The organism is Amycolatopsis vancoresmycina (assembly GCF_000716785.1).
Classification (GTDB): Bacteria; Actinomycetota; Actinomycetes; order Mycobacteriales; family Pseudonocardiaceae; genus Amycolatopsis; species Amycolatopsis vancoresmycina.
This window is the reverse complement of the sequence record NZ_JNYY01000030.1, coordinates 1-14,043: the sequence shown is the minus strand read 5'-3', so window position 1 is coordinate 14,043 and position 14,043 is coordinate 1. Positions and strand designations below refer to the sequence as shown.

The window sequence follows — 14,043 nt, the reverse complement described above, 5'->3', positions numbered from 1 at the left end:
GCGCCCCAGTGCTAACAAGGTAACAGGGCCGGACGGTGCGGATCGATCATCGGCTACCGCGAGTACGGGTAGTCCAGGACGCACTCGCCGACGCTCACCTCCGTCGGCCACTCCAGTTTCAGCGACCGGTCGACGCGGTCGCCGGCGTCGACCGGGACCGCGTGCGCGGTCAGCCCCATCGCCTTCGCCGCGAGGTAGAGCACCTGCTGCAGGGCGCCCACGTGCACCAGCGTCGTCGCGTACGCGGCGCTGCCGAGCACCCAGGCGATCCGCGACATCCGCGCGGTCATCGTCAGCAGCACCGAGGGACGGCGGCGGCTGCCGGCGCCGATCATCGCCACGTCGAGCATGCCGTCCAGGACGCCCATGTCGTCGTTGATCAGCGTCAGCGTGTGCCACAGCGGGTCGTAGTGGTAGATCCCCCGCGCCAGGCCGGCACAGCGGTTGATGCCGACGTAGATCTCGAGCTCGTACAGGCAGGCGACGCTGAAGTACGGCCGCTGCGACGCCTCGTGCCCGGGCCCGCTGGGCAGGTGGGCGGGCCCGATCGACCGCACCCGCGCCGCGCGGTAGAGCAGCTCGCCGACCTGCTCGGCGGTCAGCGCGCGCTCGGTGACCTCGGGGCACGTGTGGTCGTGCTCCAGCAGCGTGGTCAGTGTCGGGTCGGTCGCCTCGATCACCGCCGGGTCGGGCCGGTGCAGCGGGAAGGTCGGGCCGGCGGTGATCTGCTTGACCACCGGCGGTTCCTCGCCCGCCCGGTGCGCCTCCCGGTCCGGCGGGCCGCCCTTCTGCCAGGTCCGGCTGCGGGCGTGGAACATCAGGTCGTCGGGCGACCAGACGGCCAGGTCGGCGTCGTCGTCCTCGGCGAAGGCCGCCCAGTCGTCGGCCACCAGCACCACGCCCGCGGCCACCAGGAACGCCACCACGTCCGCCACCAGCGGCGCGGCCAGCCCGGTGGCCTCGGCGACCTGCGCGACCGTGACCGGGCCGGCCAGCGACGACGCCACGGTCACCGCGAGCGGCCGCAGCAGCGCGACCCGGTACCGGGCGCGGGGTGATTCGAGCAGCAGGCCGCCGTCGTCCGGGCGCATCGCCGAGAACCGCGACAGCTTGATCAGCCTGCCGGGTGGCACCGGATCGGTCGGGAAGACCGGGGACGGCGTCACCGGGATCGCCGAGAGGACCGGCCCGCGGCCGTCGTTGAGCGCCAGCGAGTGCACGACCGAGCCGGACAGCCGGTTGAGGACCTTCCGCAGCGCACCCGCCCAGGCGTCCGCGCCGCCGCCGGCGGAGGACGTGAGGTTGCCCATCGACACCGGCCCGAGCACCATCCGGCTCAGCGACTCGCGGACCGGACCGGGTATGCCCGCCAGTTCGTACTCGCCCCACCAGGTGATCGCGACGACCGTGTCGTCGTCCCCCGCCTCCAGCAAGGTGTCTTCGGTGAGGGACCAGAGCCGGACGGTCTCCGGGATCCCTTCCGGGCGGTCAGCAGGCACGGCCAACTCCTCAAGCGAACCAACGAACACGGGCGCCGTGCGGCGCCCTCACAGGAACATCGGGAACGGGTTGAGCCGCTCGTACGGGGTGGGCGCGTCGAGCCGGCCGAGCCGGACCGGGACGTCGAAGAGCCGGCCGGGCGCGAAGCGGGCCCAGAACGGGCGCAGGCCGGGGACGATCACCTTGACCACCGGGATCCCGACGTCGGGCCGGGTCTGGTCGAGCACCAGCAGTTCCAGCCCGGCGCGGCCGAACACCCGGCCCAGCGCCTCGACGTCGTCGCGGACGTCGGTGCGGTTGACGAACGGGAAGTCCGCGGCGGTCCGCATCCGCTGCCCCGCCGCGGGCCGCAGGTACGGCTGGTTCGCGACGGTGGCGTGGGCGAGCCAGCGACGCGCGTCCGGGTCGTCGAGGCCCGCGCCGGCCGCCTGCACGATCGGCAGCATCTGGTTGAGCTCGGTCACCGCGCGGCGCACCGCGATCCGCGGGTCGAGGTGGGCGCCGAAGCCGAGCATGATGTCCTCGTGCGGGCTGTCGGTCCGCCGGGACAGCGCGACGGTCACCGGGACCCCCAGGTCCGACGTCACGTCGAGGACCCACAGCTCGCGGCCGATCGCCGCGTAGTTCGCGGACATCTCCGCCAGCCACGGGTCGGCGAAGGACGCGAGGTCGACGCCCGGCACCGGCGTGCGGTTGTACCACCACAGCGCGACGGCGTCGCGCTCGACGAGTTCCAGCGCGCCCTGCAGGATCGCGTCTTCGAGGCTGCTGCCCGCCGCGGCGCCGTTCGAGTCGGCGCGCACGCCGCGGGCCGCGCTCTCCCGCGGGGTGCCGTAGTACAGGTAGGCCGTCGGCAGCAGGCGGCGGCGCCCGCCCGTCGACCACACCGGCGTCCAGTCGATCCGGGCGGCGGGGTCGAACCGCTCGCCGACGCGCTGGAAGTCCGCGTGCTCGGCGTTCCAGGTCGCGCGCTCGGTGTACTGCCGGTCGGCGAAGAGCATGCACTCGTTGGGGTGGACGGCCTGCTCACCCAGCTCGTCGTAGGCCCCGTGGATCCGCAGCTCGTCACCCTGGAAGTTGCCGGAAAACCGTTCCGCGGCCTCGCAGAGCGCGCTGACCTCGGCGTCGAGCGGGCTGACGCCCTTGCCGCCGTTCTCGCACCGCAGGCCGGCGCGCAGGGCCGCCATGCCGGTGACGCCGCGGGCGATGTTGGGCCCCGACCGGTAGGCGTTGGCGAACCACGGCGCGGCCGGGTCGCGCTGGATCTCCTTGACGATCCCGGTGATCGGGCTGACCAGGTGCCGGTGCCGGTCGAGCATCTGCGCCGGCGTCGCCGTGCGGTGCCCGCCGCCCCCGGTGGTCGCCTTCTTCGCCGGCTGCAGCACGACCGGGCGCGTCGAGCGCCACGCCACCTGCCACGGGTCGCCGCAGCGCGGGCACTGCGGGCGGCGGCGCAGCTCGTGCAACCGGCCCTGCAGGTCGAGCGTGTCGAGCGTCCACACGCACTGCTGGCCCTGGTACCGGTAGCCGGCCACCCACTTGGCCGCCTCCAGCGCGACGAGGTGCGCGGCGGCCGCGGTCAGCGGCGGCAGGGCCGCCATCGGGCGGCGCGCCGGGCCGTCGTGGCCGAGTTCCTCCTGCACGCACGCCTCGGCGTGCCGGTGCCCCCACAGCCGGTGGGTCAGGCAGTGCCAGCACGCGCCGCCCGGCTGCAGCACCGGGCCGATCCACACGTGGGCACCCCACGGCCGCGCCAGCAGCCACGGCCGCCCGGCCTGCCGGTGCTCGGCGTCGATCCGGGCCAGCCGCGGGTCGAGGTAGTCGGCGCACAGCACGACCGACAGGTCGGCGGGTCCGCTGTCGGTGCGCACGCCGAGCCCGGCGCCGGCCAGCGCGCGCTCGACCGCGCCCGGGTCCACGCCGTCGGCGTCGTCGCCCACCGCGGTCAGCCGCACGGTGCCCTGCCGCGCGGCTGCGAGGTCGGCGTCGACGCCGCAGGCGTCCCAGTAGGCCAGCACGCCCTCGTCGCCCGGCCGGGGTTCGGCCGGCGTGCTGCGCAACGTCACCAGCCCGGCGTCGACCAGCTGCGTGAGCAGCGCGGCGACCTCCTCCGGCGCCATCCCGCCCGGACGGCCGCGCAGCAGCCGTTCGAGGTCGTGCGTGCCGTCCAGCAGCGCGGCCAGCGACTCGATCTTGGCGCCGCGCATCGCGATGACGCCCTGCTCGGAGAACAGGTAGGCCCCTTTGCCCGCCCGCACTTCGGCCCGCAGGTGCCGCCGGAACGCCGGTGCCGGGGTGGCGGCCGGTGCGGGCGCGGGCTCGCCGTCGCCTGCCGGGACCCGGGCGTCCACCGCTGCGTTGCGCATGCGCACTCCTGCCGGTCGTCGGGTGGCGAGACGAGGAATCAGAATCCTGCTCCACCTGGTGACCTGCGGGCCAGTGCCGCGAGCACGGACGAAGACGTGCGTTTTCCACGTTTGGGCATGAAAAACGCACGGGGTGGGAGTGCACGGCTCACTGGCCGCGCGCAGCGGGGACCCGTCACCGTAGACAGCGACGCCCATGGCGGCACGGCGCACCGTAACCGAAGTCGCGGCCCCGCGCGAATCGGACCGCTCCCGGGCCGGCACTCCGAGACAAGTGAGGACCCGAGTATGCCTACCTCTGCTCGCACCTACGGACAGTTCTGCGGCCTCGCCCGGGCGCTCGAGATCGTCGGCGAACGGTGGTCGCTGCTCGTCGTGCGTGACCTCATGCTCGGCCCGAAGCGGTTCAACGACCTGCAGCGCACGCTGCCGCGGATCCCGGTGAGCATCCTGACCTCGCGCCTCAACGAGCTCGAGGAGGCGGGCGTCCTCCGCCGCCGCGTCCTGTCGCAGCTGGACGCCGGCGTCGTCTACGAACTCACCGAGTACGGCGCCGAGCTGGACCAGATCGTGCTCGACCTCGGCCTGTGGGGCGCGCGCTCGCTGAGCTACCCGAAGCCGGACGACGCGTTCACGCTGGACACGGCGATCATCTCGCTGTACGCGACCTTCCAGGAGGAGGCCGCCGCGGGCGTCCGGCTCAACTACGAGCTGCACCACCTCGGCGGCGAGATGATCGTGCACGCGATGGTCGACGACGGCGCGCTCAAGGCGTCCGCCGGCGCGCTGCCCGACGCCGACCTGGTGATCGAACCGCAGGGACCGGCGCTGTTCGACCTGCTCACCGGCAGCCTGTCGGCGCAGGACGCCATCGACGGCGGCAAGGTGCGGCTGGAGGGCGACCCGGCCCACCTCGACGTGTTCACCCGGCTGTTCCACATCCCGCCGGCCCCGGAGCGCTCGACCGGCCTCGCCCTGCACTGACGCTTCCGTTCCCGGCCTCCGCCGACGCGGCCCCGGCGCAATCCGCCGGGTGCCGCAATCCCCGTTCCGGATTCAGCACTCTGGAGTAATCGGCGGGCGCCCGGGGGCCGATATCGTCGACACACCACCGAAATGCCGGATTCGCGAGACACTGGGGTGCACATGTCGACGTCCGAAATCGCCCGGCCGGGCGGGTTCCTGGGCGAGCTCAACAGCCGCCACCACCACCGCGCGCTGACCGTGTTCATGGTCATCGTGGTCGCGCACTGGGCCGAGCACATCGTCCAGGCGATCCAGATCTACGGCTTCGGCTGGCCCACCTCGAAGGCGCGCGGCGTGCTCGGCATGCCGTTCCCGTGGCTGATCTCGCAGGAGTGGCTGCACTACGGCTACGCGCTGGTGATGCTGGTGTTCCTGTGGGTCCTGCGCCACGGCTTCGCGGGCCGGTCGCGGCAGTGGTGGAACCTCGCGCTCGGCATCCAGTTCTGGCACCACATCGAGCACCTGCTGCTGTTCATCCAGGCGCAGTCCGGCTGGCGGCTGGCCGGGCAGAAGGTGCCCACCAGCATCATCCAGCTGCTCGTGCCCCGCGTGGAGCTGCACCTGTTCTACAACACGATCGTCACCATCCCGATGATCGTCGCGGTCGTCCTGCACCGGCGGGCGTCGGCCGCCGAGCGCAAGCTGACCGGCTGCTCCTGCGGCGTGCCCAGGCGGCCCGTGCTCGCCGCCTCGTGAAGCGTGCGCTGGCGCTGCTGGCGCTCCTCGCCGGCTGGCTGCTGGTCAGCGCGACACCGGCTTCGGCCCACGTCGAGATCGTCTCGTCGGCCCCCGGGGACGGCGCCCGCCTGAGCGCGGCGCCGTCCCTCGTGTCGGTCACCCTGTCGGAGAACGTCGGGATCCAGCCGGGGTCGATCAAGGTCGTCGACCTCGGGGGCCGCCAGGTGGACTCCGGGCCGGTGTTCCAGCCCGGCGACGTCGCCGAGCAGGTCGCGGTGCGGCTGCGGCCCGGCCTGCCGGACGGCAGCTACCTGGTCGAATACGCCTTCGTCTCGGCCGACTCCCACCCCGTGCGCGGCACGTTCGCGTTCGTGGTCGGCACCGGGCCGCTGGTGACGTCGGCGGGCGCGGTGTCGGCGGCCACCGGCACCGACGCGGCCGTCAGCACCCTGTCGACGGCGGTGCGCTGGCTCGCCTACCTCGGGGTGGTGCTGCTCGGCGGCCTGGCGTTCGTGCTGCTGTGCCGCCCGGCGGCCCGCACGGACCCCCGCGCCCGGCGGCTCCTGCACTGGGGCGCCGGGCTGGTCGCGGTGACGACCGTGGCCACCTTCGTGCTGCAGGGCCCGTACGCGGCCGGCCGCAACCTGGAGGCGGTGTTCGACACGGGGCTGCTCGCGGACACCTGGCGCGTCGCCTACGGCAAGCTGCTGCTCCTGCGGCTGGCGGGGGTGGGCGCACTGGCGGTGCTGCTGCCCGGGCTCCTGCGGCCGCGCCTGCCGGACCGGCTGCGTGCCCGCTACGAGAACCTGGCCATCGTGAGCGGCTTCGTCGTGCTGCTGACGTTCTCGGCCACCGGCCACCCGGTGACCGACCCGATCATGTTCGTGTCGATCACGGCGGACCTGGTGCACTTCGGCGCGATCGCCCTGTGGGCGGGCGGCCTGACCCAGCTGGCGCTGACCCTGTACCGCCCGCTGCCCGGCGAGGACCCGGTCCCGGTCGCGGCTCGGTTTTCGCGGCTCGCGGCGGGCTCGGTGGGAGCGATCGCGCTGAGCGGCGCGGTGCTGGCCGTGCGCATCATGCCGTCGCTGTCGACGCTGTGGAGTACCGAGTTCGGCCTGCTGGTCCTGCTGAAGCTCGCCGGGTTCGCGGCGCTGCTGGCGGTGGCGAGCCGTTCCCGCCGGGCGGTGCACGAGGGCCTGACGGGCACCAGGGGCGCAGGCGCAACGAAGACGGCGAGCCTCCACCGCCTGCGGGTGGCGGTGACGGTGGAGGTGCTGCTCAGCGCGGTGGTCCTTGCGCTGGCGGCCCTGCTGACGGTGACACCGCCGGGCGGCTGAGAGGCGCCCGGGCCGCCCTCAGGCGCCCGGCCCCGAAGGCGGCGTGAACGGCCCCCACGTGAACGCCGGCAGCCACGGCTCCGGCGCTTCACTCCACGCCAGCTCCGCCAGCTGCCCGAGCGACCGCCGGCCCGCCAGCGCGCGATACAGGTCGTAAGCCGGCGCCGTCACCGAAGCCGCCGGCCGTCCGGTGCCCGCTGTCCACGCCGATCCGCCGGTCGTGCGCACGCTCAGTGCCCGGAGGCCCCGCCCGGCGAGTGAGCCGGAAAAGCCGCGGACCAGCAGGGCGAAGCTCGGCGCCCAGGCCGCGTGCTCGGCCGGCGGGGGCACGCCGAACGCGGCGCGCAGGTCGAGTTCGTGGGTGTAGGCGTCCATCACCATGATCTCGCCGCTCTGCCCGCCCGCGGCCGCGAGCCGCCGGTCGACCTCCGCGCCGACCTCGTCCCAGCGGTCGAGCAGGGCCGGCACGCCGAGCGGCCGGTCCGGGGCCGGCGGCGGGGTGCCGCCGTGGCGGGCGAGCACGCGCTCGGCGATGGCGGTGAGGTGGGCGAGCAGATCGGCGACCGTCCACTCCGGACACGCCGGCACCGGGTGGTGCTCGCTGCCGGGCCGCGCCTCGAGCAGCGCGCGGACGCCGCGCCGGACCTCCGGGTAGCCGACGAAGTCCGGGGCCGGGAGCGGCCGGGTCGCTGTCACAGTTCCACCTCACCCTGGCACGATCGGTGCTGGGGGCCCAGTATGCCCTGGTGACGGCACCGGCAGTTCTCCTCGCGTGCCGCCACCCGAACCCGCACGGAGGTCCGTTGCCCACCCTGTGGTCCACGTCGGCGCAGTGGGAGCTGCTGCCGCCGGTGCTGCTCGCGCTCGTGCTGAGCGTCGCCATCGGGCTCGAGCGCGAAGCCGGCATGAAGGCCGCCGGGCTGCGCACGCACGCCCTGGTCGGCGTCGGCTCGGCCGTGTTCATGCTCGTGTCGAAGTACGGCTTCGCCGACCTGCTCGGCCTCGACCACGTCTCGCTCGACCCGTCGCGGATCGCCGCGCAGATCGTGTCCGGGATCGGCTTCGTCGGCGGCGGGCTGATCTTCGTCCGCCGGGACGCGGTGCGCGGCCTGACCACGGCCGCGACCATCTGGCTCACCGCCGCCGTCGGCACGGCGTGCGGCGCCGGGCTGCCGGTGCTCGCCGCCGGCACGACCGCCGGGCACTTCGTGGTGACCCGCGGGCTGCCGCCGCTGCAGCGGTTCGTCGCGCGGCACCGGCGTGAGCCGCCGGTGATCCGGTTGAGCTATCTCGACGGCCGCGGTGTGCTGCGCGCGGCGCTGACCGCGTGCACCGGACGCGGCTGGTCCGTGCAGCGCGTCGACGTCGACCACGAGTCCATTTCCGAGGAGGGGCACCGGATTGCCGTCGTCACGCTGCGATTGGACGGGCGCGGTGATCTCTACGACCTGGCCGGGGAACTCGCCGAACTGCCCGGCGTGCGGAGCACGTCCACCGGCCGCGGGGAACCGTTCGACGAATGATCGGCCGCCCGGGCAGCGCGCGGCGGGGAGTTTGCGGCACACTGGGGAGCACACGGAATTCCCCGGCGCCGCAACGGAAACGCGCGGCCGGGGAGAAATCATCCAATTCGGAGGTGAGGCATGGCCCCCGGCGGTGGCGAGGACGTGCTGCACGCGCAGCCCGGATTCGACCTGGCGTGGCGCGGTTTCCACCGCGCGCAGGTCACCGAGTACGTCGAGTGGGCCGAGGCCGAGATCCGCAGACTCACCGCCGAACGCGACGCGGCGAGCCGGCGCGGGCACGCCCTCGCCGAGGAGAACCGTGAGCTCCGCGTGAAGATCGACCGGATCAGCATGACGCCGATCCCGGCCGACGCGCTGCAGGAGCGGTCCCGCCGGATGATCGAGCTGACCCGCGAGGAAGCGGGCGAAATCACCGCGCGGGCAACGGAAACCGCGGAGCGGATCCGCCGCGAGGCCGAGGCCGAGGCCGTCCGGCTCACCGAGAAAGAGCGCCGGCTGGTGGCAGAAGCCGAGGCCGAGCAGGCGCGGCAGCGCGCCGAGCACGAGGAGTTCGTGCGCGCGGCCGAGCAGCGCCGCCGCGAGCTCGACGAGGCCGCGGCGCGGCGCCGGGCCCAGCTGGAAGAGGACCACACGCGCGCGATGACGGTCCGGCGCGCCGACGCGGTCCGCGAACTGGCCGAGCAGGAAGCGGCCGCCCGGGCGAAGGCGGATCAGCTGGTCACGACGGCCGAAGGCGAACTGGCGGCGGCGCGGGAGAAGGCGGCGCAGCTGGTCACCGACGCGACCCGCCACGGCGAATCGCTGGTCGAGGCGGCCGAGCGCGAGGTCACGGCGCTGTCCGAGGTCCGTGACAAGCTCAAGGCGAGCCTGACGGGCTGCCGCTCCCTGCTGGCGGACGCGGCGATCGCCCTCGACGAGCACCCGGCGCCGTTCGACCCGGAAGCGACGTTGCCGATGTCGAAGAGAGTGCCGGTCCAGCGCCGGTCGCCGGCGGACGACCTGGCGGTCGGTTGACGCACGCCGCTGCGGTCCGGCGCGGGCCGGCCGTGGCCGCGGCGGTGGTGACGCTGGCGGCGTCGACGACGTTGGCGAACCGGGTGCTGCCGGGCTGGGCGTACCCGCTGTGCGGCCTGGTGGCGGCGACGGTGCTGGTGGCGCTGGCCCGCGCGGCCGGGTGTTCGTGGCGCGACCTGGGCTTGCGCACGGTCCGCCGTCCGGCGCTGGTGGGTTTGGCGGGTGCCGGGCTGGTGGCGGCGGTGTTCGCGATCGCGCTGGCGGTACCGGCCCTGCGCACGGTGTACCAGGACGGCCGGGTGGGCGACCCGGACTTCGGCCAGCTGCTGTGGCTGACGTGCGGCCGCATCCTGTTCGGGACGGTCCTGATCGAGGAGGTGGCGTTCCGCGGGGTGCTCCCGGCCCTGTTCGGCGCGGAGGACGACCGGTGGCGCTGGCGCCCGATCCTGCCGGCGGCGGCGTTGTTCGGCCTGTGGCACGCGCTCCCGGCGTTGGCGATCGGCCGGAACGCGGCGGTCCACGAGCTGTTCGGCTCGACGCCGGCGGTGGTGGTGCAGGTACTGGCGATGGCGGCGGCGGGCGCGGCCGGGATCTTCCTGCACTGGTGGCGGCACGCGGGCCGGGGCGTGCTGGCGTCGGTGATCGTGCACTTCACGACCAACGCGGGCGGCCTGACGCTGGCGGTCCTGGTCCGCTGACCAGCCCACAGCCCCGATGCCCCGCCAATCACGCGAGATGCCCGCCCAATCACGTGAGATGCCCGCCCGATCACGGGCAAGCCCATCCTGAGCTACGAGCGCACCAGCCGCGCGATCGCGTCCGAGGCTTCCCGCACCTTCAGGTCCGCCTCCTCGCCGCCCGCGGCCGCCGCCTGGACCACGCAGGTCGCCAGGTGCTCGTCCAGCAGCTCCAGCGAGAACGACTGCAGTGCCTTCGTCGCCGCCGAGACCTGGGTCAGGATGTCGATGCAGTACTTGTCCTGCTCGACCATGCGCTGCAGCCCGCGGATCTGGCCCTCGATCCGGCGCAGCCGCTTGAGGTAGGCGTCCCGCTCGTTGCCGTAACCCGTCATCGCCCACCTGTCCCCGTCGTCGGCTTCCCTGCCGGCGACTATACCCTCCCGGGGTGTCAGCGGAACCGGCGCAACCGGAGGCTGTTGCTGACCACGAACGCCGACGAGCACGCCATCGCCGCGCCCGCGATCATCGGGTCGAGCAGCCCCAGCGCGGCGAGCGGCAGCGCCGCCACGTTGTAGGCGAACGCCCAGAACAGGTTGCCCCTGATCGTCGACAGGGTCCGCCGGGCGAGCCGGATCGCGTCGGCCGCCGCCCGCAGGTCGCCGCGGACCAGGGTCAGGTCGCTCGCCTCGATCGCCGCGTCGGTGCCGGTGCCCATCGCCAGGCCCAGGTCGGCCTGGGCGAGCGCGGCCGCGTCGTTGACGCCGTCGCCGACCATCGCCACCACGCGGCCTTCGGCCTGCAGCCGCTTGACGACGGCGACCTTCTCCTCGGGCAGCACCTCGGCGACGACCTCGTCGATGCCCGCCTCGGCGGCGATGGCCCGCGCCGCGCCGGCGTTGTCGCCGGTCAGCAGCACCGGCATCAGGCCGAGCGCGCACAGCTCGGCGACCGCCCGCGCGGATGTCGGCTTGATCGTGTCGGCGACCACCAGCCGCCCGTGGACCTCGCCGTCCCAGGTCACGTCGACCGCGGTGGCGCCGTCGGCCTCGGCGCGCCCGACAGTGATCATGCGGCCGTCGACCACGCCGGTCACGCCGACGCCCGGCGTGCTGCGGAAGTCCGTGACTGCGGGCAGCGGGCCGAACCGCTGCTTCGCCGCCTCCGCGATGGCGCGGCCGATGGGGTGCTCGGAGGCGGCCTCGACGGCGCCGGCCAGCCGCAGCGCCTCGCCCGCCCCCTCGACCAGGGTCATCCGGCCGGTGGTGACGGTGCCGGTCTTGTCCAGGACGACGGTGTCGACGCGGCGGGTGGACTCGAGCACCTCGGGGCCCTTGACGAGGATGCCGAGCTGAGCGCCGCGGCCGGTGCCGACGAGCAGCGCCGTCGGGGTGGCGAGGCCGAGCGCGCACGGGCAGGCGATGATCAGCACCGCGACCGCGGCGGTGAACGCCTGGTCCGGGCGGCCACCCGTCGCGAGCCAGACCACCAGCGTGGCCAGCGCCGCGAGGACGACCAGCGGGACGAACACCGCCGAGACGCGGTCGGCGAGCCGCTGGGCCCCGGCCTTGCCGTTCTGCGCGGCCTCGACGAGCCGCGCCATCTGCGCGAGCCGCGTGTCGTCGCCGACGCGGGTGGCGCGGACGAACAGCCGGCCGCCGACGTTGACGGTGGCGCCGGTGACCGCGTCCCCCGGCCCGACCTCGACCGGCACCGGCTCGCCGGTGAGCATGCTCGTGTCGACCGCGGAGCCGCCCTCGGTGATCACGCCGTCCGTGGCGATCTTCTCGCCGGGCCGGACGAGGAAAAGGTCACCTTCGCGGAGATCCGCGACCGGGACCAGGTGCTCCGCACCGTCGCGGAGCACGGTGACGTCCTTCGCGCCGAGCTCCATCAGTGCGCGCAGGGCGGCGCCGGCGCGGCGTTTGGCGCGCGTCTCGAAGTACCGGCCGGCCAGGATGAACGTGGTGACGGCGGCGGCGACCTCGAAGTACAGGTGGTGGTGGCCCCCGCCGAAGACCAGGGCGTACAGCGACCAGGCCACCGAAGCGACGACGCCGAGCGAGATCAGCGTGTCCATCGTGGCGGTCGCGTGCCGCAGGTTGACCGCGGCGGCGCGGTGGAAGGGCCAGGCGCCCCAGGTCACGACCGGGGCGGCGAGGGCGAGGGCGGCCCAGGCCCAGCCCGGGAACTGCCAGGCCGGGACCATCGCGAGGGCGATCAGCGGGACGGTGAGCGCGGCGGAGACCAGCAAACGGTTGCGGGGCGTCTTCTCCTTGGCTTCCGGCTCGGGAAGCCGCGCGGAGTAGCCGGCGGCTTCGACGACGGCCTTGAGGTCGTCGACCGACAGCCGGCCCGGGAAGCTGACCTGCGCTTTCTCGGTGGCGTAGTTGACCGTCGCGGTGACGCCGTCGACCTTGTTGAGCTTCCGCTCGACGCGGGCGGCGCAGGACGCGCAGGTCATGCCGCCGATGGCGAGCTCGACCCGGGTCGCGGTGGTCACGTCGGCCGGGCTCACGCGACCAGGCGGTAGCCGGCCTCGGTGACGGCGGCGGCGACCGCGTCGGTGGTGAGCGGGGTGTCGCTGGTCACGGTCACGCGTCCGCTCTCGACGTCGACGTCCACCTCGCGGACGCCCTCGAGCTCGGAGACCTCCTCGCGGACCGAGGTGGCGCAATGCCCGCAGGTCATGCCCTCGACGGTGTAGGTCGTTTCGGCCATTTCCCGCTCCTTTCGTCTCCCTCCTTTATACCCATCGGGGGTAGGGGTTCCGCAGCGGGGCCCGCCAGACTCGCGGCATGCGGAAGATCTACGCGATCGGCATCGGCGCCGGCGACCCCGAGCACCTGACGGTCCAGGCGATCGACCGGCTCAACCGGGTCGACGTGTTCTTCGTCCTCGACAAGGGGGCCGAGAAGGCCGACCTGGTGCGGCTGCGGCAGGAGATCCTGGACCGGTTCGTGACGCGGGAGTACCGGGTGGTGCTGGCTTCGGACCCGCCCCGGGATCGCACGCCGGCGGACTACCGGGCGGCGGTGGCCGGCTGGCACGCGGCGCGGGCGGCGGTGTACGAGTCGCTGATCCTCTCGTCGCTGGAGCCGGACCAGGTGGGCGCGTTCCTCGTGTGGGGCGACCCGTCGCTGTACGACAGCACGATCGCGTTGATCGAGGCGGTGCTGGCGCGGGGGAGCGTCGAGTTCGAGTACGAGGTGGTGCCGGGCATCAGCAGCATCTCGGCCCTGGTGGCCCGCCACCGGACGACGATGAACCAGATCGGCCGGGCGGTCCAGCTGACGACGGGCCGCCGCCTCGCCGACGGCTGGCCATCGGGGGTCGACGACGTGTTCGTCCTCCTGGACGCCCACACGACCTTCGACCGCTACGCCGGCGAAGGGCTGCACATCTTCTGGGGCGCCTACATCGGGACGCCCCACGAGATCCTGCGTTCGGGCCCGCTCACGCCCGCGCTGGCCGAGGAGATCCGGCAGGTGCGGGCGGAGGCGCGGGAACGCCACGGCTGGATCATGGACACGTGCCTCCTGCGCCGCCCGGCCCCTAGGAAGTGATGCCCCGCCAATCACGCGAGATGCCCGCTCAATCACGTGAGTTCCGCCTTCAATCACGCGAGTTGCGGGCCTGATCACGTCAGTTCCACTGCGGTGCGAGGCGGAAGTCGCGTACCCAACTGGCCGACACGCGTACCCAGAGGGACGACTCGCGTACCTGGAGGGTCGGTTCGCGTACCTGGGTGGTCGGGCGGGTAAATAGCGAAAGGCCCCGGGAGAACCGTGAGGTTCTCGACCGGGGCCTTTCTTTTAAGTAAGTTCGGCGGTGTCCTACTCTCCCACAACCCTTCGGTTGCAGTACCATCGGCGCTGTCAGGCTTAGCTTCCGGGTTCGGAATGGGACCGGGCGT

13 protein-coding genes and 1 rRNA gene are annotated in these 14,043 nt (G+C 73.7%); 7 read left to right on the top strand and 7 right to left on the bottom strand.

The features are described 5' to 3' along the window. Window positions 1-53: 53 nt before the first annotated feature. Together OO60_RS41170 and OO60_RS41165 are read right to left on the bottom strand one after the other, a co-directional pair. On the bottom strand, window positions 54-1,499 hold the full coding sequence (locus OO60_RS41170; protein ID WP_003088685.1) for a SagB/ThcOx family dehydrogenase: 1,446 nt from the start codon (window positions 1,497-1,499) through the stop codon (window positions 54-56). A 48-nt stretch (window positions 1,500-1,547) separates the two neighbouring features. Next, window positions 1,548-3,866, bottom strand: coding sequence for a TOMM precursor leader peptide-binding protein (locus tag OO60_RS41165; RefSeq protein WP_033263407.1), 2,319 nt, complete (start codon window positions 3,864-3,866; stop codon window positions 1,548-1,550). 288 nt (window positions 3,867-4,154) lie between these two features. Here OO60_RS41165 and OO60_RS41160 point away from each other — a divergent pair, with 288 nt between their 5' ends. The 3 genes from OO60_RS41160 (at window position 4,155) to OO60_RS41150 (ending at window position 6,910) form a co-directional block, all read left to right on the top strand. Next, window positions 4,155-4,850: a winged helix-turn-helix transcriptional regulator gene (locus tag OO60_RS41160; RefSeq protein ID WP_003082626.1), complete on the top strand. Its 696-nt coding sequence runs from the start codon at window positions 4,155-4,157 to the stop codon at window positions 4,848-4,850. A gap of 162 nt (window positions 4,851-5,012) precedes the next feature. After that, window positions 5,013-5,588, top strand: coding sequence for a hypothetical protein (locus OO60_RS41155; RefSeq protein ID WP_003082624.1), 576 nt, complete (start codon window positions 5,013-5,015; stop codon window positions 5,586-5,588). Next, window positions 5,585-6,910 carry a copper resistance CopC/CopD family protein gene (locus tag OO60_RS41150; RefSeq protein ID WP_003082622.1) on the top strand — a complete coding sequence of 442 codons (1,326 nt, stop codon included), beginning with the start codon at window positions 5,585-5,587 and terminating at the stop codon, window positions 6,908-6,910. The genes OO60_RS41155 and OO60_RS41150 overlap by 4 nt, the downstream gene beginning before the upstream one ends. 18 nt (window positions 6,911-6,928) lie before the next feature. Here the strand turns inward: OO60_RS41150 and OO60_RS41145 are convergent, their stop codons facing one another. After that, window positions 6,929-7,606 (bottom strand): maleylpyruvate isomerase family mycothiol-dependent enzyme, encoded by a 678-nt coding sequence (locus tag OO60_RS41145; RefSeq protein ID WP_003082620.1) that lies wholly within the window; start codon window positions 7,604-7,606, stop codon window positions 6,929-6,931. Window positions 7,607-7,713: 107 nt separating this feature from the next. On the opposite strand from OO60_RS41145, the gene OO60_RS41140 reads away from it, so the two are divergent. The 3 genes from OO60_RS41140 to OO60_RS41130 all read left to right on the top strand — a co-directional run bounded on the left by OO60_RS41140 (window position 7,714) and on the right by OO60_RS41130 (window position 10,148). Further along, complete coding sequence (locus OO60_RS41140) at window positions 7,714-8,433, top strand: MgtC/SapB family protein (protein ID WP_051767965.1); 720 nt, start codon at window positions 7,714-7,716, stop codon at window positions 8,431-8,433. 120 nt (window positions 8,434-8,553) lie between these two features. Further along, the gene (locus OO60_RS41135) at window positions 8,554-9,450 is read left to right on the top strand and encodes a coiled-coil domain-containing protein (RefSeq protein ID WP_033263406.1); all 897 of its coding nucleotides are present in this window, start codon (window positions 8,554-8,556) and stop codon (window positions 9,448-9,450) included. Beyond that, window positions 9,447-10,148 carry a CPBP family glutamic-type intramembrane protease gene (locus OO60_RS41130; RefSeq protein WP_003089371.1) on the top strand — a complete coding sequence of 234 codons (702 nt, stop codon included), beginning with the start codon at window positions 9,447-9,449 and terminating at the stop codon, window positions 10,146-10,148. Before OO60_RS41135 ends, OO60_RS41130 begins: the two co-directional genes overlap by 4 nt. A gap of 92 nt (window positions 10,149-10,240) precedes the next feature. Here the strand turns inward: OO60_RS41130 and OO60_RS41125 are convergent, their stop codons facing one another. From OO60_RS41125 to OO60_RS41115, 3 genes are read right to left on the bottom strand one after another with little or no spacing between them, the layout of a single operon-like run. Then, a complete protein-coding gene (locus tag OO60_RS41125; protein ID WP_003089374.1) occupies window positions 10,241-10,522 on the bottom strand; it encodes a metal-sensitive transcriptional regulator in 282 nt (93 codons plus the stop codon). Window positions 10,523-10,578: 56 nt separating this feature from the next. Beyond that, window positions 10,579-12,645, bottom strand: a complete 2,067-nt coding sequence (locus OO60_RS41120; RefSeq protein ID WP_003089377.1) for a heavy metal translocating P-type ATPase — start codon at window positions 12,643-12,645, stop codon at window positions 10,579-10,581. Beyond that, a complete protein-coding gene (locus OO60_RS41115) occupies window positions 12,642-12,848 on the bottom strand; it encodes a heavy-metal-associated domain-containing protein (RefSeq protein WP_003089379.1) in 207 nt (68 codons plus the stop codon). The genes OO60_RS41120 and OO60_RS41115 overlap by 4 nt, the downstream gene beginning before the upstream one ends. 77 nt (window positions 12,849-12,925) lie before the next feature. Between OO60_RS41115 and cobF the strand changes: the two genes are divergently transcribed. Next, window positions 12,926-13,693: a precorrin-6A synthase (deacetylating) gene (cobF, locus tag OO60_RS41110; protein WP_003089381.1), complete on the top strand. Its 768-nt coding sequence runs from the start codon at window positions 12,926-12,928 to the stop codon at window positions 13,691-13,693. A gap of 257 nt (window positions 13,694-13,950) precedes the next feature. Here cobF and rrf read toward each other — a convergent pair. Next, window positions 13,951-14,043, bottom strand: a 5S ribosomal RNA gene (rrf, locus tag OO60_RS45270); the annotation flags it as partial.

Excerpts from the sequence above, each read along its gene's own strand:
- OO60_RS41115 (WP_003089379.1), bottom strand. The coding sequence starts at position 12,848 with ATGGCCGAAACGACCTACACCGTCGAGGGCATGACCTGCGGGCATTGC.
- cobF (WP_003089381.1), top strand. The coding sequence starts at position 12,926 with ATGCGGAAGATCTACGCGATCGGCATCGGCGCCGGCGACCCCGAGCAC.
- OO60_RS41160 (WP_003082626.1), top strand. The coding sequence starts at position 4,155 with ATGCCTACCTCTGCTCGCACCTACGGACAGTTCTGCGGCCTCGCCCGG.
- OO60_RS41155 (WP_003082624.1), top strand. The coding sequence starts at position 5,013 with ATGTCGACGTCCGAAATCGCCCGGCCGGGCGGGTTCCTGGGCGAGCTC.
- OO60_RS41125 (WP_003089374.1), bottom strand. The coding sequence starts at position 10,522 with ATGACGGGTTACGGCAACGAGCGGGACGCCTACCTCAAGCGGCTGCGC.
- OO60_RS41135 (WP_033263406.1), top strand. The coding sequence starts at position 8,554 with ATGGCCCCCGGCGGTGGCGAGGACGTGCTGCACGCGCAGCCCGGATTC.
- OO60_RS41165 (WP_033263407.1), bottom strand. The coding sequence starts at position 3,866 with ATGCGCAACGCAGCGGTGGACGCCCGGGTCCCGGCAGGCGACGGCGAG.